Below are 21,235 nucleotides of genomic sequence, written 5' to 3'. Positions count from 1 at the left end.
GATCAGGATTTCTGGCTTAAATACCCTATACTTGTCCAGTGTTGTTTATCGTTCAGGCATATCTGAAGGTTAAAGGCATGAAAAAGGCATCGCCACGCAGCTTTGAGGCCACGTGGCGATGCCCCTTTTGTCGTCAACCGCGCTTGCGCAGGGTCCGCGTGCCGGTGTCGACAAGATTCTGCGCCGCTTCATCCACGCTGGCGCGGCCAAAGGCGAGTGAGTCGGCGATGGGGCGCATCACACCACGGTCGAACTCGTTGGCTCCGATCGGGGCGGGTTCCGGATAGGCATCGGTCTTTCCGGACAGGCTTTCGATGTAGTCCACCGTCTTTCGCTCGGTATCGTTGAGGCTCGGCAACACCGCCTCACGCACCTTCTTCGCCGGCGGCACGCCGCGTTCCACGCCGAGAACCTTGCCGGCTTCCAGATCGTTGACGAAGAAGTTGATGAACTTCGCCGCCGCTTCCGGATTGGTCGAGGTGGACGATATGCACCAGATAAGCCCCGGCCGGTAATAATGCCCGGTCGGCTTGCCAGCCCCCTCACCCGGCAGCATGCCGATGGACAGCGTTTTCTTGTTGAGCGCCTGATAACCCACAAGCTGGTTGGAATAGGCAAAACCCGTGGCGGAATTGCCCAGCGTCAAGGCGTTGGATTCGATGGTATTGTCATCACGCGTCTGAATATCGGCGGAAACGCAGAGCTTTTCCTCGCGCAGCTTTTCCCAATAGGCGAACCATTCCTTGGCGTCTTCCTTGTTGAAGCCGATGGTGCCATCCTGAAACAGCAGCTTGCCGCGCTGGCGAAGCCAGACATCGAAGACATAATGATAACGCGCACCATAGGGAATGGCCCAATAATTGCGCCGCGCCGGACCGTTTTTCTTGAAATCGCGCGCTAGTTCCGCCAGCGCCGTCCAGGTGATCTGCCCTTCCGGCATGGAAACGCCGGCTTCCTTCAGCGCTTCGGCATCATACATCATGCAGAAGGAGTTCAGCCCGAGACCGACGCCGTAGAGCTTGCCGTCAATGCGGCACAGATCGATCTCGCTTTTGCCGAAGTTGGAAAGATCAAGCGACGAACCGACGAACTTGTCCAGTTCCATGCAGGCGCCACGGCCGGAATAATCGGCGATGGTGGATGGTTCCAACTGGAAGATATCGGCGACATTGCGTCCGGCCATTGAGGTCGCAAGCTTGGTCCAATAGTCGGAGCCGGCGATCATTTCGCCGCTGACCACCGTCTGCGGATCGGCCTTCTGGTAAAGGGCGATCACATCATTGGTGCGTTTGTTGCGATCGGCTGATCCCCACCACACGCAACGAAGCCGGGTCTCTGCCGCCAGCGCGCGAAAACCGCCCGCCGCGACCCCAAGACCGGCCAGCGCCGCCGTCACCAAAAATCCACGTCTATCGATAGTTTGCATCTGCTCCTCCCGCGTTTTGCAAATTTTTCACTGACTACTTAATTCTTGCAAATTTTCTGTATTTGCAATATTTGCATCATATTAGATTTTTTTGCAAGCGCAGGAGACGACATGAACGATACGCCCGACATCAGCCGCCCGCGCCAGTCGGATATCGCCCAGCGCGCCGGCGTCTCCATCAGCACCGTCTCTCGTGTTCTCGCCGGGGAAAAAGGCATCAGCGCTTCGATCCAGACCAAGGTTTTGGGGGTTGCGGCGGAACTTGGTTATCCGCTGCGACCGGTCACCAGCCAGACTGGCGGCGTGCCGCTGGAGGGCAAAAAGGTTCTCGCCCTGATGTCCGCCGAACGGGCAACCGGCGATATCGGCGCTTTTTATCACGACATTTTCGACATGCTGCGCAGCCTCGCCCAGACGGACGGGTTTGAACTCGATATCCGACTGCTGCACCAGAAACAGGTGGATGACGCCCTGACGCAGCGGGTCTGCGAAGCGGATGGCCTTCTTGCCATCGGTCTCGACCCCGAAGAGGAGATCATCCATCGCATTACCCAGGGTGTGCTGCAGCCGGTTCTGGTCAACAGCGCCGACCCTTCGATGACGCTGGATTGCGTTTCGCCCTCCAACTTTTACGGCGGCGCGATGGCGGCGCGGCGGCTTCTGGAACTCGGCCACCGCAAGGTCGCCTATATCGGCCCGCACCACCGTCACACCATACGCGAGCGCATGCGCGGCTTCCGCCACACCATCCTCGAACAGGGAGCCATTTATGAGGAATTCCTGCTGACGACGGTGGATAGCGGCTTTGGACAGGCGGGCGATGCGGTTCGCCAGCTACTGGCCAAAAACCCTGACCTGACAGGCATTTTCTGCATGAATGATGCCATTGCGCTCGGCGCGCTGGGGGCAGCGCAGGAGCTTGGCCTTGGCGTGCCGGATGATCTTTCCATCATCGGCTTCGATGATCTGCCCTTTGCCGAACTCTCCACCCCGCGCCTCAGCACCATCCGCGTCGACCGCCGTGAAATCGCCCGCGAGGCGGTGGAACTGATGCGCCGCCGGCTGACGGAACCTTCCGCCAATGCCCGGCAGGTTCAGCTGGGCGTGCAGCTGGTGGAAGGAGAGACCGCCGGACAGGCGAAAAAGACGGGAAAGGCGATACGTCATGCATGATGCGGCAAACAATGATCCGATGACCCGTTTCAATCCGCTCTACGGCAATCCGCTTAAAACCCGCGCCGATGTCAGAAAGGCGCTGGATGACAGTTTCGCACCGCTCCTGCCCTATTTTTCAGAGAGCGGCGCAAGGGTGACGCTCAGCGGCACTGCCGCGCATTTTGACCGGGCAGCGGCCGATCTGGAAGGATTTGCCCGGCCGCTCTGGGGCATCGCGCCGCTGGCGCTCAGTGGCGATACGTTCGACCATTGGCCGCTTCTGGCAAAAGGTATCGCCAACGGCACCGATCCCGCCCATCCCGATTATTGGGGCGACGTGCGCCAGAAGGATCAGCGGCTGGTGGAACTTGCAGCTCTGGGCTTCGCCCTTAGGCTTGCGCCACAACATCTTTGGGAACCCCTTTCCGACGCGCAGAAGGACAATGTCCGCCGCTATCTGCTCACCGCCCGCGAGCGCAATTATGCCGACAACAACTGGAAGTTCTTCCGGGTGATGGTCGACATGGCGCTCGATCATCTGGGCGTAGATTTCGACCGCAGCCTGACGGACACCTTCCAGGCGGAGCTGGACGGCTTCTACATTGCCGACGGCTGGTATCGGGACGGCGATTATCGCCGCATCGACCACTATATCGCCTTCGCCATGCATTTTTACGGCCTGATCTACGCCAAACTCAGCAAGCCTGATGATGCTTGTGCCGAACGTTACCGCGAACGCGCCCGCCTGTTTGCCGGCGATTTTGCCAGCTGGTTCGATGAGGATGGTGGCGCGCTCGCCTTCGGCCGGTCCATGACCTATCGTTTCGCCTGTGGTGGCTTCTGGGCCGGCCTTGCCTTTGCCGATGAAGAAGCCCTGCCCTGGGGCGAGATCAAGGGGCTTTATCTGCAGCATCTGCGCTGGTGGGCGCAAAAGCCGATCGCCGATCGCGACGGCGTTCTCTCCATCGGTTACGCCTACCCGCAGTTGACCATGTCGGAAAGTTATAATTCAGCCGGTTCGCCCTATTGGGCCTTCAAGGCCTTCCTGCCGCTCGCCTTGCCGGAAAATCACCCCTTCTGGCAGGCGGAAGAAAAGCTGCCTGAAACCTCCACCAAACCACGGCCGCTCATTCATCCCGGCATGGTGATGATGCGGACCAAAGGCAACGTAACGGCACTTTCCAGCGGACAGGAAACCCTCTCCATGCGCGGTGGGTCGGAGAAATATGCCAAATTCGCCTATTCCTCCCGTTATGGTTTTGGTGTGGAAGTGGATGAGCGCGGCTTCAAGACCAATGGTTTTGACAATATGCTGGCCTTCTCTGATGACGGTTTGCATTACCGCGTGCGCGAAACCAACGAAAAGGTTCTGCTGGCCGGGGACAATCTGCGGGCGACATGGAAACCGTTCCCCAACGTTGCGGTTGAAACGACGCTGGTTGCCGCCGGCGACTGGCACATCCGGCTGCATCGGATCACCTCCGCCCGGCCGCTTTCCGTGACCGAAGGCGGTTTCGCCATCAATCGCAATGACGGCGACAGGGATGCCGTAACCGAGACGGCCGGCCGGGCGACGGCGGATTGCGGCACCGACATTTCCGCGATCATCGATCTCGGCTCTGTCATATCCCGCCAAGGCGTCGCACTGAAGGCGCTACCCAATACCAACCTCGTCAATGCCAAAACCACGGTGCCGCAATTGCGCGGGGACATTCCAGCCGGCGAAACTCTGCTTGCCTGCGCCGTCTTTGCGGGATTGACCGGGCCTGAAAGCAAAAAAGCCCTGGCAGCCGTTCCAGCGCTCCCGGACATCAGGGCGCTCGACCGCCTGTTTGCGGAACGCGGCGTCCCGGTCAGCAGCATGGCGGCGACGGGAGAGCCACGATGACGAGCCCGCTTCCGCGTCTCAGCCTTGCCATGGACCCGGAGCGGACGCAGCATGTGCTGACACCACAGGCGTTAGAAAGGCTGTCGCAGAGCGTCGATATCATCGATATCAACCGGATCTGCGACTTTCACGATCCATCGGTAAAAGACCAGCTGGAACGGACGGATATTCTCCTGACCGGCTGGGGCTGTCCCGATATCGGCGCACGGGAGCTGGCGTTGATGCCAAGGCTCAAGCTGATTTCCCATGCCGCCGGCACGGTGAAATATTTCCTCTCGCAGGCGGTCTTTGAGCGCGGCATCACCGTTTGCAGTGCGGCGGAGGCCAATGCGCAGCCGGTCGCCGAATTTACGCAGGCGATGATCCTGCTTGCCGGCAAGCGCGTATTCAGCTTCCGACGGTTTTATGGAAAAGACCGCGGGCGGAAAAACGTCGACCACCTGCAATCGCAGGCCATCGGCAATCTCGGACGGACGGTCGGGGTGGTCGGCGCGTCGCGCATCGGGCGTCGGGTCATCAATCTGCTGAAACCCTTCGATCTCGACATCATCCTTTTCGACCCGTTTTTGAGCGCAGCGGAGGCGGAGCGCCTCGGTGTGCGACTGGTAACGCTTGATGCGCTGATGGCGATGAGCGACGTCATTTCGCTGCACGCGCCGTCGCTGCCGCAGACCCGGCATATGATCGGCGTGGAAGCGCTCGCCCGGATGAAGGACGGCGCAACCCTGATCAACACGGCACGCGGTGCGCTCGTCGATGAAGAGGCGCTGTTGGCGGAACTGAAAACCGGGCGTATCGAAGCCGTCATCGATGTGACCGATCCGGAAGTGCCGCCGCCGGACTCTGCCTTCTACAGCCTGCCCAACGTCTTCCTGACGCCGCACATCGCCGGCGCCGTGGGCCTCGAACGCGCCAGGCTGGGCGACATGGCAATCGCGGAAATCGAACGCTTCTGTCAGGGCGCGGCACTTGAACAGCAGATACGGCCGGAACATCTGGAACTGATCGCATGAGAATTTTCGAGCCCGGCCTCTGCTCTGTCACCTTCCGCTCCCTGTCGCCACAGGCCGTCATCGACCTTGCCGTCGCGAACGGCATCAAGGCAATCGAGTGGGGCGCGGATATCCATGCGCCGTCAGGCGATCTCGAAAACGCAAGGGATGTGGCCGAGCGGACCGCTAAAGCGGGCCTGACCGTCTCTTCGTACGGCTCCTACATCTTCGCGCCGGATTTTACGCGGCAAGATTTGACCGCCGTTCTCGAAACCGCCAAAGCTCTCGGCACCGGCCATATCCGTATCTGGCCGGGCCAACGCAAACGGCCCTCCACGGATTACTCTCCCGCCGAGCGCCGCAGGGCCACCGAGGCGCTGGCAGAGATTGCCCGCCGGGCGCAAGATTACGGCATGACGATCGGCCTCGAATACCACCCCAATTCACTGACAGACACCCTGCACTCGGCCCTGCAACTGACGCAGGATTTGGCCGCGCCCAATCTCTTTTTCTACTGGCAGCCGGCACCGGGACTGCCGCTCGAAAAGGCTCTCGCTGAAATATCGAAAATCGGCTCACGCATCTGCCATCTGCACGTCTTCGCATGGCTTGCCGACACCAGCCGCCTGCCGCTTGCCGAGCGCGCGGATTATTGGCGGTCGTGTGTCGAGGCGTTGCCGGAGAGCGAATGGACAAAACCGGCTTATGCGATGCTGGAATTCGTCAAGGGTGATGACATCGGCCAATTTGCGGAAGATGCGGTGACGCTCAGCGAAATCCTCGCCGGTCACACCGATTAGTGCACGACTTCAACCTCACATGCGACGTCATCCTCGGCCCTGTGCCGGGGATCTAATCACGTTGAACAAAATCAACACGTTGCAGATCCTCGGGACAAGCCCGAGGATGACGAACGCAAGCTTTGCGGACTTCGTTAGCCGCCCTATGGTGAGATAGCTGCCACCCACTCGTTCTCATATCCGCCGCCCATCCGCCCCGAACAGATGCGTCTTGGCCAGATCAAACGCAAAGGGAATGGTCTCGCCGATACGGATTTGACGCTGGCCGTCCAGCAGCACGGTGGCCGGTTGGCCGTCGGGGGTGCTGGTGTAAACCACTGTCGAGCCGCCGAGATGTTCCACGAGTTGGATGGAAGCTTCGCCGAGCGAGGATTGCGCCTGCGGGTTCACATGTTCGGGGCGCACACCGAAGGTCAGTGGTTCGCCTTCGCCGGCCGCAACTGGTTTTTCCAGCACGATGCGCTGGCCGGCCACCTCGATGGTGCGGTTGGAACTGTCGCCTGAGGCGACCTTCGCCGAGAGAAAGTTCATCTTCGGCGAGCCGATGAAACCGGCCACGAACTGGTTGGCGGGATTATTGTAGAGATCGAGCGGACGTCCGACCTGCATGATGCGGCCGTCACGCAGGACGACGATCTTGTCGGCCATGGTCATGGCTTCCACCTGGTCATGCGTCACATAGATCATGGTGCTGCCGAGCGTCTGGTGCAGCTTGGCGATTTCGACGCGCATCTGCACGCGCAGTTCGGCATCGAGGTTGGAAAGTGGCTCATCGAAAAGGAAGATTTTCGGTTCGCGCACGATGGCCCGGCCAATGGCGACACGCTGGCGCTGGCCGCCGGAAAGCGCCTTCGGCTTGCGCTGCAACAGCGGGCCGATCTGCAGGATATCGGCGGCCTTCTGCACCCGCGCCTCGACTTCCGGTTTTTTGTAACCCGCGGTTTCCAGCCCGAAGGCAAGGTTCTTGTAAACGCTCATATGCGGATAAAGGGCATAGGACTGGAAGACCATGGCGATGCCGCGCTTGGAGGCGGCGGTCTCGTTGACCCTCTCGCCATCGATACGAACGTCGCCTCCGGAGATTTCCTCCAGACCGGCGATCATGCGCAAAAGCGTGGATTTGCCGCAGCCTGAAGGACCGACGAAAACGGTGAATTCGCCGGGTTCGATCTTGAGATCGATGCCGTGGATGACCGGAAAAGCGCCGAACCGCTTGACGATTTTTTCCAGAGTAATGCTGCTTGCCATGCTGTTTCTCCCGACTGTCGCGCCGCGCAAAGGGCAGCCGCGACAGTGTTGATGGTCTTATAAAATGTTTTCTCGGTTCAGCGTTTCATTCCCGTCGTGGCGATGCCTTCGATCAGCAGCCGCTGGAAAAACAGGAAGAACAGGAAGACCGGCACCAGTGACAGGTTGGACATGGCGAAAAGCGAGGTCCAGTCCGAGCTGCCGGTGGAATCCACGAAGGATCTGAGGCCGAGCTGCACGGTGTAGGTGTTGATGTCGTTCAGATAGATCAACGGCCCGAAGAAATCGTCCCAGGTCCAGATGAAGGAAAAGATAGCGGCCGTCGCCAGAACAGGCAGCGACAGGGGCAACATGATCTTCCAGTAGATGCGGAAGGGCGAGCAGCCATCCATGACAGCCGCCTCGTCCAGTTCACGCGGGATACCGCGGAAGAACTGCACCATCAGGAAGATGAAGAAAGCGTCCGTCGCGAGGTACTTCGGCACGATCAGCGGCAGCGAGGTGTTCACCCAGCCCATTTCCAGAAACAGGATATATTGCGGTATGAGCACGACGTGATAGGGCAACATCAAGGTGCCGAGCATCAGCGCGAACCAGAAATTGCGCCCGCCGAACCGAAGCCGGGCGAAAGCAAAGGCGGTTAGCGAGCAGCCGACCACGTTCCCTATGGTGGCGAGCACCGAGATGAAGAAGGAGTTCCAGAAGAACTGCCCGAAACTCACCTGCAGCCCGGTCCAGCCGCGAATATATCCGCCGATATCGACCGACGAGGGAATGAGCGAGGAAGAACCAAACAGCTCATCCTGCGGCCGGAAAGAACCTGAAATCATCCACAGGATCGGATAGAGCATCGCAAAGGAAGCGATGATCAGCGCGGTGTGGAGCATCACCGATTTCAGCGGCGAGCGTTGCGGGCCTTGTCCCGGCCGGGGAGCGGTAACAGCGTCAGTCATCGTAATGCACCCAGTATTTCGCGCTGAGGAACGAGAAGGCCGTGAACAGCGAGATGATGATCACCAAAATCCAGGCAAGCGCCGAGGCATAGCCCATGCGGAAGAAACCAAAGGCTTCCTGATAGAGGTAGAGCGTGTAGAACAGCGTCGAGTTGATCGGCCCGCCGGTGCCTTCGGAAATGATGAAGGCGGGCGTGAAGGCCTTGAAGGCGTCGATCGTCTGGATCACCGCGTTGAAGAAGATAACCGGCGTCAGAAGCGGCAGGGTAATGCGGAAGAACTGCCGCATCTTGCCTGCACCATCGATTTCGGCAGCTTCATACATATCCTGCGGGATTTGTCTGAGACCCGCGAGGAAGATGATCATCGGCGAGCCGAACTGCCAGACGGACAGGATGACCAGCGTGTAGATCGAATAATCCGGATTGGAAATCCAGCTCGGCCCTTCATAACCGAAAGCCTGCCACAGGATCATGTTGACGAGACCGTCAGAGGCGAAAAGCTGGCGCCAGAGTACCGCAATCGCCACACTGGAGCCAAGCAGCGACGGCAGATAGAAGATCGCCCGGTAGAGCGTCAAACCCTTGATGCCGCGATTGAAGGCAAGCGCCACCAGCAACGCGAAGATGAGCTTCAGCGGCACCGACAGCAGCACATAGGTAAAGGTCACCTGCATGGCGGCTGCAAATTTCGGATCATCGGTGGCGATGCGCACATAGTTTGCCGCCCCCACCCAGTCCGGCGACTGCAACAGGTCATAATTGGTGAAGGACAGATAAAGCGACGCGAGCGCCGGGCCCAGCGTGAGGCCGAAGAAGCCAATCAGCCAGGGCAGAAGAAACAGGTAGGCGTGGATGTTGCGATCGAACATCCGCCTTGCGCCGCCCCGTTTCGGGAGAGCCACGCCACGGCTCTCCCCCACAAGAGTTTCAGATCGAAATGCCATACGCCATCACTTCCGTTTGATAACGGTTTCAGATTCCTTGACGAGACGGTCACCGCCCTCATCCGGCGAAATCTTGCCGAAGCCAACTTCCTCCGCCGTGCGCTTGAGCACGAAGGCGAATTCGCCCGCACCCGGAGGTGGCGCCGGCGGCAGATCGCCGACACCGGGGGTAATCTCGGCAATATATTCCACCATGCTCTTGCTGACCTCGTCGAGCTTGGGGGTAAGCGCGTTACGCATGGATTCCGAGGCCGGAACGCCGCGTTCGACGCCCAGGATGTCGATGCCCTGTGGCTCAGCAACGAGGAAGTTGATGAACCCAACCGCCTGCTCGATGCCGGCGCTGCCATTGGCGACACTGATGAGCATGGAAGGTTTCAGATAATGGCCGGAAGGGCCATCCTTCGTGCTCTTCGGATAGGAGCTTATGGCAAGTTTCGCCTTGTTGAGCTTCTGATAACCGACGAACTGGTTGGAATGGGCAAATGCAGTTGCTGCCTTGCCCGTCGTCAGCGGGTTGGTTTCGATATTGAGCTGGTCGAGCGCCTGCACATCGGCCGGCACACAGGCGCCGCTCTTGCGCAGATCCGCCCAGAGCGTGAACCACTTGGTCGCATCCGTCGGGTCGAAGCCGATGCCGCCATCCTGCGTGTAGAGCGATTTGCCGTTCTGGCGCAGCCAGTTTTCGAAGCTCGGCTCCACGCCGCTGGCATCGGCCGTGGCGTAATAACCGGGCTTCGGCTTGTTCTTGCTGAGCTTGGCGGCGTTTTCGGCAAACTCTTCCCAGGTCTGTCCGGTTGACGGCGGTGTCGCGCCGGATTTTTCCCAGGCCGCCTTGTCGAAGAAGACAGCGCTGGAATTGACCCCGAGGTTGATGCCGTAAAGCTTGCCATCGACCCGACCGGAATCGATGTTCATCTTGCCGAAGTCCTCGATTTTCAGGCCCTTGCCGATATAATCGTCCAGCGGCGCCAGCGCGCCGCGACGGCCATATTCGAAGATGTAACGATAATCCATCTGAATCAGGTCAGGCGCATTGCGGCCGGCCACCTGCGTCGCAAGGCGCGGCCAATAATCACTCCAGCCGGCAAACTCACCGGCAATGTCGAGATCTGGTTTGGCCTGCCTATAGGCGGCTATCGCCTTATTGGTGCGATCGGCGCGTTCCTGCGATCCCCACCACAACATCCGCAGCCGCGCGGCCTGAGCCTGCGCTGAACCGCCCCCCAATGTTGCTAGTGAAAGGGCCGCAAGCCCCGCTGAAAGCACACTTCTCCTGTGAAGCATCACGGACATTGGCAACTCCTCCCTATTGACTGCCAAATTGATGATGAGTGCAAACGACACTTGCCGTTTTATAACTAATTGGTTACATGGGAACACTGATCGCAAACATTGTCAAGCGGGTGCTGAAATGGAAGAAACGACAAAAAACCATCAGCCCGATCCGGCTCCTGAGAAAACGCCTGCCCCCAAGCGCAAACGCGCCACCGCACAGGTTCGAAACCCGGAAAGAACCAGGGCCGCCATCCTTGAAGCCGCTCGCCGCGAGGTGGCCGCCAAGGGGCTGGCGGGCGCACGGATAGACGTCGTCGCCCGCCGCGCCGGCACCAATAAGCGGATGATCTACCATTATTTCGGCGACAAGGATGCGCTTTATCTTGCCGTTCTGGAAGACGCCTATCGCCATATCCGTCACACCGAAGGGCGACTCGACCTCACCCGCAAGCCGCCTTCGGAGGGGTTGCGGGAGCTTGCGCTTTTCACTTGGCATTATTTTCTCGACCACCCCGAATTCCTGAGCATCCTTGCGACCGAAAACCTCAACAAAGCCCGCTATCTCAGGCAATCTCCGACGATTGCGGCCATGCATTCAAATTTCATTTCGGAGCTTGAAGAGGTGCTGCGGCGCGGTCGCGACACCGGCGAATTCCGCGATGGTCTGGATCCGATCGACGTTTATCTGACCATCGCGTCGCTCGGCGCATTCTATCTTTCGAACCGGTTTACGCTGTCGACGATCTTCCAGCGCGACCTGACCGACCCAGCCGAACTGGAACGCTGGGGCCAGCACATCGTCAACACGCTGCTTGCTGCAGTGCGGCCAGTCTGAGCCGGCAGAACCGAATTCTCATTTAACAACAGCTACGACGCGCTATTCGCATCCGCGAAGCGCGTCGTTTTCTTTTGCGGCGCGGTGGAAACACCTTGCTGCGGCCCCTCTCGAAATTTGAATTTTGTCCGCCAAAAACACCTTGACAGATCGCATCCTTCACGACCACAAATAACCAAATGGTTACAAATTGCCATGTTTGACGGAAGCGGCCTTTCGGGAGAGAGCCGCCTTGGGAGGAAATTCATGAAACGTATCGGCGTCATCATGCACGGCATCACCGGCCGCATGGGCTACAATCAGCATCTCGTTCGCTCCGTTCTCGCTATTCGCGATCAGGGCGGCGTGCTTTTGAAGAACGGCGAAAGGGTCATGCTCGACCCCATTCTGGTCGGCCGCAACGGCGCGAAGATCGAGGAAATCGCCAGGAAGCATAATGTCGCCCGCTGGACGACCGATATCGATGCTGCTTTGGCGAACCCTGATGACACGCTGTTCTTCGATGCCGGCACCACGCAGATGCGCGGCAGCCTTTTGGAGAAGGCCATCAAGGCCGGAAAGAACGTCTATTGCGAGAAACCCATTTCCGACACCATGGAAGAGGCGCTGGCGATTGCCCGGCTCGCCGAAAGTGCCGGCATCAAACACGGCGTGGTGCAGGACAAACTGTTCCTGCCGGGCCTTCGCAAGCTCGCCATGCTGCGCGACAGCGGCTTTTTCGGCAAAATCCTCTCGGTGCGCGGCGAGTTCGGTTACTGGGTGTTCGAGGGCGACTGGCAGCCGGCGCAACGTCCCTCGTGGAATTACCGCCTGAAGGATGGCGGCGGCATCATTCTCGATATGCTGTGCCACTGGCGTTATGTGCTCGACAACCTCTTTGGCCCGGTGAAATCGGTGAGCTGCCTTGGCGCGACCCATATCCCGGAACGTTTCGACGAACAGGGCAAAGCCTATAAGGCGGATGCGGACGATGCGGCCTATGCCACCTTCGAGCTGGAAGGCGGCGCCATCGCCCACATCAACTCCTCATGGGCCGTGCGGGTGCGCCGCGATGATCTCGTCACCTTTCAGGTGGATGGCACCCATGGTTCGGCGGTGGCGGGCCTGACCAAATGCTTTACCCAGCATCGCACCAACACGCCGAAGCCGGTGTGGAACCCCGACCAGCCGCAAACCATCGATTTCTACAAGACCTGGCAGGAGGTTCCTGACAACGTCACCTATGACAACGGCTTCAAGGCGCAATGGGAAATGTTCGTGCGCCACCTCGTCGACAATGACCCATGGCCCTATGGCCTGATGGAAGGTGTGAAGGGCGTGCAGCTTGCCGAGCTGGGGTTGAGATCGTGGAAGGAACGCCGCTGGCTCGACGTTCCCGCTATTTCCTGAGGAGGCTGACGTGAGCGAACTCAAGCTTCCGAAAGACGACCGCAGTATCGAGGTCTACCGGCTGTCCGGCACGCCGGTCGCCGTTGAAAAACGAAGTGCTGCGGATTTCAACCGCGTCGCTTTCGCCGCCGCCCATGTGGTGGCCGATCCGTTTGCCGATAACGACCCGTGGCTGACGCCCGCCATCGACTGGGACGCAACCCTGCGCTTCCGTCACCGCCTGTGGGACCTCGGCCTCGGTGTCGCCGAGGCGATGGATACCGCACAACGCGGCATGGGGCTGGCATGGCCACAGGCGCAGGAACTGATCTCCCGTTCGCTGAAGGAAGCAGCGACCCGCAAGGATGCGCTGATTGCCTGCGGCGTCGGCACCGATCATCTGAATGGCGGCGGTTACGATCTAAACCAGATTACCGACTCTTATCTGGAACAGCTTGATTTTGTTCAGGGAGAAGGCGGGCGGGTAATCCTGATGGCGAGCCGCGCGCTGGCCGCTGCTGCCCGTTCCCGGGATGATTATCTCAAGGCTTACGCCAAGGTGCTTTCCCGCGCCGAGCAGAAAGTGGTGATCCACTGGCTGGGCGAAATGTTCGACCCGGCGCTCGAGGGCTACTGGGGTTCCGGCGACCACATGCAGGCCATGGAAACCTGCCTTGCCATGATCGAGGAGAATGCCGACAAGATCGACGGCATCAAGATTTCGCTTCTTTCCAAGGAAAAGGAAATCGCCATGCGCCGCCGCCTGCCGGCTGGTGTGCGCATGTATACCGGCGACGACTTCAATTATGCCGAACTGATCGCCGGTGACGAACAGGGCCATTCGGACGCTCTGCTCGGCATTTTCGACGCCATTGCGCCGGCGGCCTCCAAGGCGCTGGCCAGCCTGAAGCGTGGCGCGGACAATGAATTCTTCGATATTCTGGAGCCGACGGTGGCGCTCTCACGCCATATCTTCAAGGCCCCGACCCGCTTCTACAAGACCGGCGTGGTGTTCCTCGCCTATCTCAACGGGTTGCAGGAGCATTTCACCATGGTCGGCGGGCAGGAAAGCACCCGGTCCACGCAGCATTTCGCCGAGCTTTTCCGGCTGGCGGACAAGGCCAATGTGCTTGCCGAAACGGATTTGGCGACGCACCGCATGAAGGCGTTTCTGGCCGTCCGCGGCATCGACTGACGCAGAACAAGGGGAGATACAGAGATGAGCCTTGAAGGCCTTTCCATCAATTTCGCCACCGTGCGTCAGGGCGGCTCCTTCGACGCCATTGTCGATGCCTGCCTTGCGCAGGGAATCACCACCATTTCGCCCTGGCGCGAGCAGGTGCACGGTATCGGCCTTGCGCAAGCCGCGCGCATCGTTGAGCAGAACGGCATCCGCCTCTCCGGCCATTGCCGTGGCGGCTTTTTTCCCGCTCCCGACGCGGAAGGCCGCCGTCTGGCAATCGAGGACAATAAACGCGCCGTCGATGAAGCCGCCGCCATGAAGGCCGATTGCCTCGTGCTTGTCGTGGGTGGCCTGCCCGCCGGCTCGCGTGACCTCAAAGGCGCGCGGCAGATGGTGGAGGACGGCATGGCCGAGCTACTGCCCTATGCGCGGGCCGCCGGCGTGCCGCTCGCTATCGAACCGCTGCATCCTTTCTATGCGGCCGAGCGGGCCTGTTTCAACACGCTGAAACAGTCGCTCGATCTCTGCGACCGGCTAGGCGCCGGCACCGGCGTCGCCATCGACGTCTACCATGTCTGGTGGGACCCGGAACTGGAGGAACAGGTGGCGCGCGCCGGCAGGAACGGGCAGATATTGGCGCACCACATCTGCGACTGGCTGGTGCCGACCACCGATCCGCTCAATGATCGCGGCATGATGGGCGACGGCGTCATTGACCTGAAGGCATTTCGCGCCATGATCGAGGCCGCCGGCTTCCATGGTCCGCAGGAAGTGGAGATTTTTTCGCATCGCTGGCAGGCACGCCCGATGGACGAGGTTCTGTCCACCGTGGTCGAGCGTTTCAAGACTGTTTGTTGAGATATCCGGGAGAGAGACAATGCCTGAAAGGGTGAAACGCAAACGTTATGCGCTGGTCGGCACCGGCAATCGCGGCACCACCATGTGGGGCCGCGAACTTCTGGCCGGCTGGAGCGATTATGTCGAGCTGGTCGGCATTTGCGACCTGAACCTGATGCGCGCCGAACGCGCCCGCGCCATGATGGGATCGACTGCACCGCTTTACGACGATTTCGACCGCATGATGCTGGAGCAGAAACCGGAACTGGTCATCGTCTGCACGCCTGATGACACCCATGACGACATCATCATCCGCGCCCTGGAGGGCGGTGCCGATGTCATCAGTGAAAAACCGATGACCACCACCCCGGAAAAGATCGACCGCATTCGCGCCGCGGAGGCCAAAAGCGGCCGGCGCGTCGATGTGTCCTTCAATTACCGTTTCTCGCCGACGGCCGCGCGAATCAAGGAATTGATCGATGACGGCGCGATCGGCACCGTCACGTCGGTCGATTTTCACTGGTATCTGGATAACCAGCACGGCGCGGACTACTTCCGCCGCTGGCACGCCTTCACCGAACATTCCGGCAGCCTGTTCGTCCACAAGGCCACGCACCATTTCGATCTTCTGAACTGGTATCTCGATTCCGACCCCGTGGAAGTGAAGGGTTTCGGGCAATTGCTGCATTACGGCAAGAACGGCCCGTTCCGCGGAACGCGCTGTCGCACCTGTCCGCACAAGGATGAGTGCGATTATTTCATGGATCTCGGCGCCGATCCCTTTCTCGATGCGCTTTATGAAGACCCTTCGAGCATCGACGGTTATATGCGCGATGCCTGTGTCTTCCGCGAGGAGATCGATATTCCTGATACGATGAGCGCCTCGATCCGTTATGCCAGCGGCGTGCAGGTGTCCTATTCGCTCAACACCTATATGCCGATCGAGGGTCATCACATTGCCTTCAACGGCCATAAAGGCCGAATCGAAATGCGCCAATATGAAAAGCAGCCCTGGACGGAACCGCCCGCCGACGAAATCCTTGTCGTGAAAAGCTTTGGCGGCGGCGTCGAACGCATCTGGGTGCCGCATGAGCCGGGCGGCCATTATGGCGGCGACAACCGCATGCGCGACATGATCTTCAAGCCCGGCTCGAACGACCGGCTACGGCAGCGGGCCGGCTCACGCGCCGGCGCCATGTCGGTTCTCTGTGGTGTGGCGGCGCTGAAGAGCGCCCGTGAGGGCGGCTCTGAGGCCGTGAAATCTCTGCCGCTGTAGAATCTTCGGCGCGCGGCCCCTTCGATAGCGGGCCGCACGCTGCAATTGGCAAAAAGAACGGACGATATTCCGCAGATTACGCGCTTCTTCCATCCCGGTAAGATGATGGCCGGGGGAAGAAAGAGTGAATTATGTCCAGTTTTGAATCCTTCGTTCCGCTTATCATCATCGGCGCCAGCCTCTTTGTTTTCTTCAAATGGGTGGGACGCGATATGAACAGGGACGAGAAAAAACCGCGATCCCGCCGCTGAAGGCTTACCACCTGCGCACAACCATGCGCGGCAGCGGAACCTCGCGCTTCTCCCGGCGTTTTCTTTCCAAAGGAGAACACGCCATGACGCAGCCAAAAAAGCCGCAAACCGACGAAAAAGGCCCTTCGAAGGCTAGCGAGATTCCGCCTGCTGGCCCACACGCCAAACCTTCCCTCACCGATTATGACAAGACGCCGGGCGCAGGCAGCCTGCCGGATGGCGACAACTCGAAGGATGTTTCACCGGGGGCCGGTTGACACGTATCCTGCGCGGCGCGCGGGTGCCAGGCAGCGGGGAAAATGTTTGTAAAATACTTACTTACAAGAAATACTAAGATGGCCTCACGTATTTTCCACCGCGCCCACGTTGCAAAATTGAAAATTCCGGCTATATTTGCCCAATCGACAATTGCTTGTGACCGACGCTCCAGCCCTGTGCTCTCGTTGGATTTCCTCTCAAATAATCGATCCAATCCCGCAAGGTATCGCGGGAACCACAACGATTGCTACGAAAGGAAATCGTTATGAACACTGGTACTGTAAAGTGGTTCAACGCCACCAAGGGCTTCGGCTTCATTCAGCCTGACAACGGCGGCACGGACGTTTTCGTTCACATCTCCGCAGTTGAGCGCGCAGGTCTGCGTTCGCTGAATGACGGCCAGAAGGTCACCTACGACATCGTTCAGGACCGTCGCTCGGGCAAAAGCTCCGCCGACAATCTGCGCGCTGCCTGATTTTTCATTCGCGCCGCTGGCGTCAACACGGCAGCGGCGCGAAATGATTCTGAGAGGTCGGGTTACGCCCGGCCTTTTACTTTTTTTGGCCATGGGAGGCCCTCATGCGCAAAAATCTTTACCGCACCGGCGATGCGATTGTCCTCAAGGCGGGCGTCCTTGGCGGCAATCAGCCCAGCGGTCCCGGCCGGATCGTCATGGTTCTGCCGGAAACACAGGGTCTGGTTCGTTTCAGGGTTCGTTTTCAGAACGAGAACTTCGAACGGAACATTGCATCCGATGAAATCGATACCGCTTCGTCCTCATCTCGAGTAATGGATGCGGAAAGTTCAGCACCGCGTGCTTCGGGATCCAGCTGGATCAACTCGAACACGATCAAAATCAGAAAATAGCAGCAACGGCTGCTTTAAGGAGATATTTTGCAGGTCATCGTCAGAGATAACAATGTCGAGCAAGCGCTTCGCGTCTTGAAGAAGAGAATGCAGCGCGAAGGTATTTTCCGCGAAATGCGTGCCCGCGAAGCTTACGAAAAGCCGTCGGCAAAGCGCGTTCGTGAAGAAGCCGAAGCCGTGCGCCGCCACCGCAAGCTGGCGAGAAAAAAGATGCAGCGCGAGGGACTGCTGCCGGCTCCTAAAAAGGCTGCCCGCACCCGCTAACCGCTAATCCTGCCTTCCCGCAAAGGAGAACGTCATGACCGAACCAAAAGAGGCTGTTTTCAAACCCGAAAAACTGTCCTCTCAGGATAAGGCGTCGATGACGGACAAGGCGGCAAGACAGATTATCACTGCCGAATCCGACCAGCGCGCGCGCAAGACGGAACGGCTTCGCCAGCTTCGCGAAGCGCAGGAGGCGGCAACCGCCGCCACTCCGCACACCCCTGCCAAAAGGCCGTCCGGCAAAAAATAGCGCGGTTGCGCATTTTGCCGCCGTCCACTCGAAAAACCTCTTGAACCTTATACGCAACAGGCGCACCTTTCGCCTGTCAGCAACCTGTTGAAGGGCGCTGGTGATTGAGGGCAGACAGTCCTCGCCCCAAACGAAAGGAGGACGTCATGTCTTCCGAGTTTTATGCACCAAGCCTTTCACGCAACCTCGTCCGCACCGGCGGAGCGGGGTACCGGGAAAATGCATCGCTGCGCCTGCTTCTGAACGCTGCTGAAGAAACGGCCGTTCGCCAGGATCGCGATACCTGCTTTTCGGTCTTTCCCGATTTTGGCGTCCAGACCGACGTGTTGAAGAGAGCCGTTCCCGCGGGCCGCATCCGCCTGTCCAACTCGACCCTGTCCTTCGGGAAACATTCACTCACGGGACCACCTTCGCCCTGAGGGTGAAACCGGTTCCGCCCCCTGTCCGCCTTGAGCGACCATGCTCACGCGTTACATCACATACCGCTTCAACACGAGGAGAACACCATGGCCAAGGGTCAATTGCGCAGCAACAAGGAAGTCCGCAAACCGAAGAAGGACAAGACCAAAGCCGCAGAGGCAGCACCGACCGGTTCGCAGGTCAAGTTCGCAAACGCCACGACGGCGGATGGCAAGAAGAAATAACAGGGTTTGAGCTGGCCGCCGGCAGATTATAGAGGGTAAAACATCCTTTTAGCTTCCGGACTTGTTTTGGCCACATTGCCCACCTATATAGCTCATATAGCAGCTGCTGGTGAGCGCGAATGAAATTGTCGTTCGCAGTTGTTTTAGTCGCTTTAGACTTTTGACCACGGATGTACTGGCACTGGTGTTGAAAGCGATATGAGGAAGGTCGGTGCAATATTGCCCCGGCCTTTTTTGTTGCCCGCAATGCCGAAGATTACAGATTACAAATATCTCCGAACGGGCGACCACCAGCCGAATTAACTTGCCTATCGCCCGCAAAGGGCGCACGCTTATTCATCGGTAATCAATGGGCGTTACCGCCGTCAGGCTGTTATGCCGTCCGCAAGCCCCCGTCCTGCGCATGTCGTTGACCGACAGGACCGTTTCGCAAATTTACACGACATGCACGGCGGCATCGGCCGGGACACCGGAAACGGTTTTCTTTGGAAAAGCCCGTCGTTTCAAAACGTTGAAGCGTCCCTCCACAGCGTCCCGGCGGACGCTTGGCGCTCCGGCTTTGTGTACTCCACAGAAAGGAGGACGTCATGTCTTCCACATGCGACAATTGCATCATCTCATCACGAGACCTGAAAATGCTTCAATCGGTGCTCGAAGGTCTCGGTTATGACCGCCACCTCATAGATGATGAAGCCCTTCTTTATAACAATGCGGCCCGCAAGGTGATCCAGCTGTTTCAGGACGGACTGACCGACCCGGACGATCTTTCCGAGGAAATGCTGTTTCTGTTCGGCACTCACAAACATGAACGTGTGAAGGCGTGGAAACCGCTGCCGCGTTACGCGATCCAGGGCCTGCCGCCGCTCTATCGGTGAGGAAATGCCCCCTCGTGCCTTACATGAAGAGCAATCTTCAAAATCACCGATGAAAATAACGGCTTGGCAAATGCCATATATCAGGCAACACTGAAATGGAGCGTCCTGAATGCGTTCTAGCGCAATACGGGACGCTCCCCGTATGGAATTGCAGCATCGGATATTGCAGAGCCACGACTGGCTTGCGGCAATGTCTGAACCGGGTTTCATATCGGCAAGTTTTGCGTCTGCGTGGAGGGTGGAGTATGACGTATGACTGGAGCGGCCGCAGGATGCGGCGTATGCGAGCGGCGAAACTGACGATCATCAGCCTCGTCGCAGCGTTCATACTGACGGCTCCGATCTTTGCGCATTACTGAAGCCGCCCAAATTTAACCTCCGATCAAACCGTCTGGCTGATCTTTGCCGGCTTTTTCAGACGGTTCTTCAGCCATTTCTGAACGGGCTGATCATAATGCACCGTCAGCCACCAGGACAGGCAGGTCGTCCCGACCAGGAAAGCGATGCCGGCCGGCAAAGCCATGTTCGTCCCATCGACCACGGGCATCAGAAGCTCCGTCCAGGCAAGAAGCGGAATATGCAGAACATACACCGCATAGGACGCCGTCCCCAAAAACACCGACACCATTGCCGTCCCGCGGCCCGGAACCGTCTGGCTTGCGACGAACAATAGCAGCGGCCAGATGAAAAGCACGACCGTAAGATCGAAAAACGGTCGAAGCTCCCGCGTCATCGGCACGGCGAGGATGAAGCAGACCAGCAGAAGACAGAGAGCAGCCTGTACCGGCCGCAGCCGCGGCGCGCGGTTACGGTAACGATAAATCAGCGCACCCACAAAAAATGAGAAAAATACCCGCCCCATGCCGGCATACATTTCATTCCAGCGAAAACCCGCATGCAGCCTGCCAAACTCAGCAGCGGCCACCATCAGCACAATGGCGCTGACGGCCAGCACCGCAGCCGTCTGTTTCGTCGTGGCCCGCACGCCCCAACGGGCATAAAACACATTGACCACCAACTCATTGAACAGCGACCATGCCGGGCTGACGAGGAACAACGCGCCGTTGAGGGTAAGCGTGAAGGGAGCCGGCAGAAAGAGAAGTCCCGTCACCAACGCGAAAGCCAGCTCGCCGGGATCGATATGACGATGAAGATCATCAATCGGCGTCGGCAGGCCCAGCACATAAAGACAGATGAAATAGGCAGCCATCAAGGCCAGCGCCAACCCGTAAAGCGGATAAAGACGTGCAAAGCGCGCCTTCATGAAAAAGCCGGGGGAAATCGCTCCCTCGAGCAACCTCCTGCTATAGGCATGCGCCAGCACAAAACCGCTCAAGGCAAAGAACAGATCCACCGCGAGATAGCTCGACGCCGTGCTTTTTCCGAAAAGCTGCTCGGCATGACGGTGAACGATGAAGAGGGCAGCCACACCCCTTATGCCGTCGAGCAATATGAAGCGTTCCGGGGACGTTTGGACCATGGCGTTGAGGCTCTGTGAGACTAGACGATATTATTCCACAAAAACGAGGTTTACCGCGCAGCGGTTCATCGCTTCCAGTCACAAACTGTTTAACGCAGCATACACTGCGCAATATTATGAAACACTTCCCCTTGGCCGACACTCTTCCGCAGACGTTAAAG

General features: G+C 58.9%; 23 protein-coding genes. 17 read left to right on the top strand and 6 right to left on the bottom strand.

Features of this window, described 5'->3' with window-relative positions; genetic code table 11:
- Positions 1–133: 133 nt before the first annotated feature.
- Positions 134–1,426: an ABC transporter substrate-binding protein gene (locus DXT96_RS23570; protein ID WP_153516713.1), complete on the bottom strand. Its 1,293-nt coding sequence runs from the start codon at positions 1,424–1,426 to the stop codon at positions 134–136.
- A 111-nt stretch (positions 1,427–1,537) separates the two neighbouring features.
- Between DXT96_RS23570 and DXT96_RS23565 the strand changes: the two genes are divergently transcribed.
- Genes DXT96_RS23565 through DXT96_RS23550 form a run of 4 tightly spaced genes read left to right on the top strand, consistent with a single transcriptional unit; the run spans position 1,538 to position 6,261 of the window.
- Complete coding sequence (locus DXT96_RS23565) at positions 1,538–2,599, top strand: LacI family DNA-binding transcriptional regulator (RefSeq protein ID WP_153516712.1); 1,062 nt, start codon at positions 1,538–1,540, stop codon at positions 2,597–2,599.
- Complete coding sequence (locus DXT96_RS23560; protein WP_153516711.1) at positions 2,592–4,469, top strand: DUF2264 domain-containing protein; 1,878 nt, start codon at positions 2,592–2,594, stop codon at positions 4,467–4,469. Before DXT96_RS23565 ends, DXT96_RS23560 begins: the two co-directional genes overlap by 8 nt.
- Entirely contained in the window at positions 4,466–5,482 is a 1,017-nt protein-coding gene (locus DXT96_RS23555) for a hydroxyacid dehydrogenase (protein ID WP_153516710.1), read from the top strand. Before DXT96_RS23560 ends, DXT96_RS23555 begins: the two co-directional genes overlap by 4 nt.
- Entirely contained in the window at positions 5,479–6,261 is a 783-nt protein-coding gene (locus tag DXT96_RS23550) for a sugar phosphate isomerase/epimerase (protein WP_153516709.1), read from the top strand. Before DXT96_RS23555 ends, DXT96_RS23550 begins: the two co-directional genes overlap by 4 nt.
- Positions 6,262–6,435: 174 nt before the next feature.
- On the opposite strand, the gene DXT96_RS23545 is transcribed toward DXT96_RS23550, so the two are convergent.
- The 4 genes from DXT96_RS23545 to DXT96_RS23530 all read right to left on the bottom strand — a co-directional run bounded on the left by DXT96_RS23545 (position 6,436) and on the right by DXT96_RS23530 (position 10,704).
- Entirely contained in the window at positions 6,436–7,509 is a 1,074-nt protein-coding gene (locus DXT96_RS23545) for an ABC transporter ATP-binding protein (protein WP_149901440.1), read from the bottom strand.
- Between the two features lie 77 nt (positions 7,510–7,586).
- Positions 7,587–8,462, bottom strand: coding sequence for a carbohydrate ABC transporter permease (locus DXT96_RS23540; protein WP_063949899.1), 876 nt, complete (start codon positions 8,460–8,462; stop codon positions 7,587–7,589).
- A complete protein-coding gene (locus tag DXT96_RS23535) occupies positions 8,455–9,333 on the bottom strand; it encodes a carbohydrate ABC transporter permease (protein WP_149901489.1) in 879 nt (292 codons plus the stop codon). The genes DXT96_RS23540 and DXT96_RS23535 overlap by 8 nt, the downstream gene beginning before the upstream one ends.
- Before the next feature lie 81 nt (positions 9,334–9,414).
- Positions 9,415–10,704: an ABC transporter substrate-binding protein gene (locus tag DXT96_RS23530; protein ID WP_153516708.1), complete on the bottom strand. Its 1,290-nt coding sequence runs from the start codon at positions 10,702–10,704 to the stop codon at positions 9,415–9,417.
- Between the two features lie 118 nt (positions 10,705–10,822).
- On the opposite strand from DXT96_RS23530, the gene DXT96_RS23525 reads away from it, so the two are divergent.
- From DXT96_RS23525 to DXT96_RS23475, 13 genes are all read left to right on the top strand, one after another.
- On the top strand, positions 10,823–11,521 hold the full coding sequence (locus DXT96_RS23525) for a TetR/AcrR family transcriptional regulator (protein WP_153516707.1): 699 nt from the start codon (positions 10,823–10,825) through the stop codon (positions 11,519–11,521).
- Positions 11,522–11,767: 246 nt separating this feature from the next.
- The gene (locus tag DXT96_RS23520; RefSeq protein ID WP_188356149.1) at positions 11,768–12,910 is read left to right on the top strand and encodes a Gfo/Idh/MocA family protein; all 1,143 of its coding nucleotides are present in this window, start codon (positions 11,768–11,770) and stop codon (positions 12,908–12,910) included.
- Between the two features lie 10 nt (positions 12,911–12,920).
- A complete protein-coding gene (locus DXT96_RS23515; protein WP_371418982.1) occupies positions 12,921–14,084 on the top strand; it encodes a dihydrodipicolinate synthase family protein in 1,164 nt (387 codons plus the stop codon).
- Between the two features lie 24 nt (positions 14,085–14,108).
- Positions 14,109–14,930 carry a sugar phosphate isomerase/epimerase gene (locus tag DXT96_RS23510; protein WP_153516706.1) on the top strand — a complete coding sequence of 274 codons (822 nt, stop codon included), beginning with the start codon at positions 14,109–14,111 and terminating at the stop codon, positions 14,928–14,930.
- 19 nt (positions 14,931–14,949) lie between these two features.
- Positions 14,950–16,185, top strand: coding sequence for a Gfo/Idh/MocA family protein (locus DXT96_RS23505; RefSeq protein WP_153516705.1), 1,236 nt, complete (start codon positions 14,950–14,952; stop codon positions 16,183–16,185).
- Between the two features lie 334 nt (positions 16,186–16,519).
- The gene (locus DXT96_RS26995; RefSeq protein ID WP_194287727.1) at positions 16,520–16,693 is read left to right on the top strand and encodes a hypothetical protein; all 174 of its coding nucleotides are present in this window, start codon (positions 16,520–16,522) and stop codon (positions 16,691–16,693) included.
- A gap of 266 nt (positions 16,694–16,959) precedes the next feature.
- Positions 16,960–17,169: a cold-shock protein gene (locus DXT96_RS23500; RefSeq protein WP_046800412.1), complete on the top strand. Its 210-nt coding sequence runs from the start codon at positions 16,960–16,962 to the stop codon at positions 17,167–17,169.
- Positions 17,170–17,273: 104 nt separating this feature from the next.
- Positions 17,274–17,561 carry a cold-shock protein gene (locus tag DXT96_RS23495; RefSeq protein ID WP_149901446.1) on the top strand — a complete coding sequence of 96 codons (288 nt, stop codon included), beginning with the start codon at positions 17,274–17,276 and terminating at the stop codon, positions 17,559–17,561.
- 27 nt (positions 17,562–17,588) lie between these two features.
- Positions 17,589–17,825 carry a 30S ribosomal protein S21 gene (rpsU, locus tag DXT96_RS23490; protein WP_046800410.1) on the top strand — a complete coding sequence of 79 codons (237 nt, stop codon included), beginning with the start codon at positions 17,589–17,591 and terminating at the stop codon, positions 17,823–17,825.
- A 34-nt stretch (positions 17,826–17,859) separates the two neighbouring features.
- On the top strand, positions 17,860–18,075 hold the full coding sequence (locus tag DXT96_RS23485; protein ID WP_149901447.1) for a hypothetical protein: 216 nt from the start codon (positions 17,860–17,862) through the stop codon (positions 18,073–18,075).
- A gap of 146 nt (positions 18,076–18,221) precedes the next feature.
- Entirely contained in the window at positions 18,222–18,494 is a 273-nt protein-coding gene (locus tag DXT96_RS23480; RefSeq protein WP_149901448.1) for a hypothetical protein, read from the top strand.
- A gap of 87 nt (positions 18,495–18,581) precedes the next feature.
- Positions 18,582–18,719 carry a hypothetical protein gene (locus DXT96_RS26990; protein ID WP_174374970.1) on the top strand — a complete coding sequence of 46 codons (138 nt, stop codon included), beginning with the start codon at positions 18,582–18,584 and terminating at the stop codon, positions 18,717–18,719.
- Between the two features lie 587 nt (positions 18,720–19,306).
- Positions 19,307–19,594 carry a hypothetical protein gene (locus DXT96_RS23475; RefSeq protein WP_153516704.1) on the top strand — a complete coding sequence of 96 codons (288 nt, stop codon included), beginning with the start codon at positions 19,307–19,309 and terminating at the stop codon, positions 19,592–19,594.
- Positions 19,595–19,976: 382 nt separating this feature from the next.
- Here DXT96_RS23475 and DXT96_RS23470 read toward each other — a convergent pair whose 3' ends face one another.
- Positions 19,977–21,074, bottom strand: coding sequence for an acyltransferase (locus DXT96_RS23470; RefSeq protein WP_153516703.1), 1,098 nt, complete (start codon positions 21,072–21,074; stop codon positions 19,977–19,979).
- Positions 21,075–21,235: the final 161 nt, after the last annotated feature.

This window comes from Agrobacterium sp. ICMP 6402 (genome assembly GCF_009498615.1).
GTDB classification, from domain to species: Bacteria; Pseudomonadota; Alphaproteobacteria; order Rhizobiales; family Rhizobiaceae; genus Agrobacterium; species Agrobacterium burrii.
This window is presented reverse-complemented; position numbering and strand designations above follow the sequence as displayed.

Excerpts from the sequence above, each read along its gene's own strand:
- DXT96_RS23570 (WP_153516713.1), bottom strand. The coding sequence starts at position 1,426 with ATGCAAACTATCGATAGACGTGGATTTTTGGTGACGGCGGCGCTGGCC.
- DXT96_RS23565 (WP_153516712.1), top strand. The coding sequence starts at position 1,538 with ATGAACGATACGCCCGACATCAGCCGCCCGCGCCAGTCGGATATCGCC.
- DXT96_RS23560 (WP_153516711.1), top strand. The coding sequence starts at position 2,592 with ATGCATGATGCGGCAAACAATGATCCGATGACCCGTTTCAATCCGCTC.
- DXT96_RS23555 (WP_153516710.1), top strand. The coding sequence starts at position 4,466 with ATGACGAGCCCGCTTCCGCGTCTCAGCCTTGCCATGGACCCGGAGCGG.
- DXT96_RS23550 (WP_153516709.1), top strand. The coding sequence starts at position 5,479 with ATGAGAATTTTCGAGCCCGGCCTCTGCTCTGTCACCTTCCGCTCCCTG.
- DXT96_RS23545 (WP_149901440.1), bottom strand. The coding sequence starts at position 7,509 with ATGGCAAGCAGCATTACTCTGGAAAAAATCGTCAAGCGGTTCGGCGCT.
- DXT96_RS23540 (WP_063949899.1), bottom strand. The coding sequence starts at position 8,462 with ATGACTGACGCTGTTACCGCTCCCCGGCCGGGACAAGGCCCGCAACGC.
- DXT96_RS23535 (WP_149901489.1), bottom strand. The coding sequence starts at position 9,333 with ATGTTCGATCGCAACATCCACGCCTACCTGTTTCTTCTGCCCTGGCTG.
- DXT96_RS23530 (WP_153516708.1), bottom strand. The coding sequence starts at position 10,704 with ATGTCCGTGATGCTTCACAGGAGAAGTGTGCTTTCAGCGGGGCTTGCG.
- DXT96_RS23525 (WP_153516707.1), top strand. The coding sequence starts at position 10,823 with ATGGAAGAAACGACAAAAAACCATCAGCCCGATCCGGCTCCTGAGAAA.
- DXT96_RS23520 (WP_188356149.1), top strand. The coding sequence starts at position 11,768 with ATGAAACGTATCGGCGTCATCATGCACGGCATCACCGGCCGCATGGGC.
- DXT96_RS23510 (WP_153516706.1), top strand. The coding sequence starts at position 14,109 with ATGAGCCTTGAAGGCCTTTCCATCAATTTCGCCACCGTGCGTCAGGGC.
- DXT96_RS23505 (WP_153516705.1), top strand. The coding sequence starts at position 14,950 with ATGCCTGAAAGGGTGAAACGCAAACGTTATGCGCTGGTCGGCACCGGC.
- DXT96_RS26995 (WP_194287727.1), top strand. The coding sequence starts at position 16,520 with ATGACGCAGCCAAAAAAGCCGCAAACCGACGAAAAAGGCCCTTCGAAG.
- DXT96_RS23500 (WP_046800412.1), top strand. The coding sequence starts at position 16,960 with ATGAACACTGGTACTGTAAAGTGGTTCAACGCCACCAAGGGCTTCGGC.
- DXT96_RS23495 (WP_149901446.1), top strand. The coding sequence starts at position 17,274 with ATGCGCAAAAATCTTTACCGCACCGGCGATGCGATTGTCCTCAAGGCG.
- DXT96_RS23485 (WP_149901447.1), top strand. The coding sequence starts at position 17,860 with ATGACCGAACCAAAAGAGGCTGTTTTCAAACCCGAAAAACTGTCCTCT.
- DXT96_RS23480 (WP_149901448.1), top strand. The coding sequence starts at position 18,222 with ATGTCTTCCGAGTTTTATGCACCAAGCCTTTCACGCAACCTCGTCCGC.
- DXT96_RS26990 (WP_174374970.1), top strand. The coding sequence starts at position 18,582 with ATGGCCAAGGGTCAATTGCGCAGCAACAAGGAAGTCCGCAAACCGAAG.
- DXT96_RS23475 (WP_153516704.1), top strand. The coding sequence starts at position 19,307 with ATGTCTTCCACATGCGACAATTGCATCATCTCATCACGAGACCTGAAA.
- DXT96_RS23470 (WP_153516703.1), bottom strand. The coding sequence starts at position 21,074 with ATGGTCCAAACGTCCCCGGAACGCTTCATATTGCTCGACGGCATAAGG.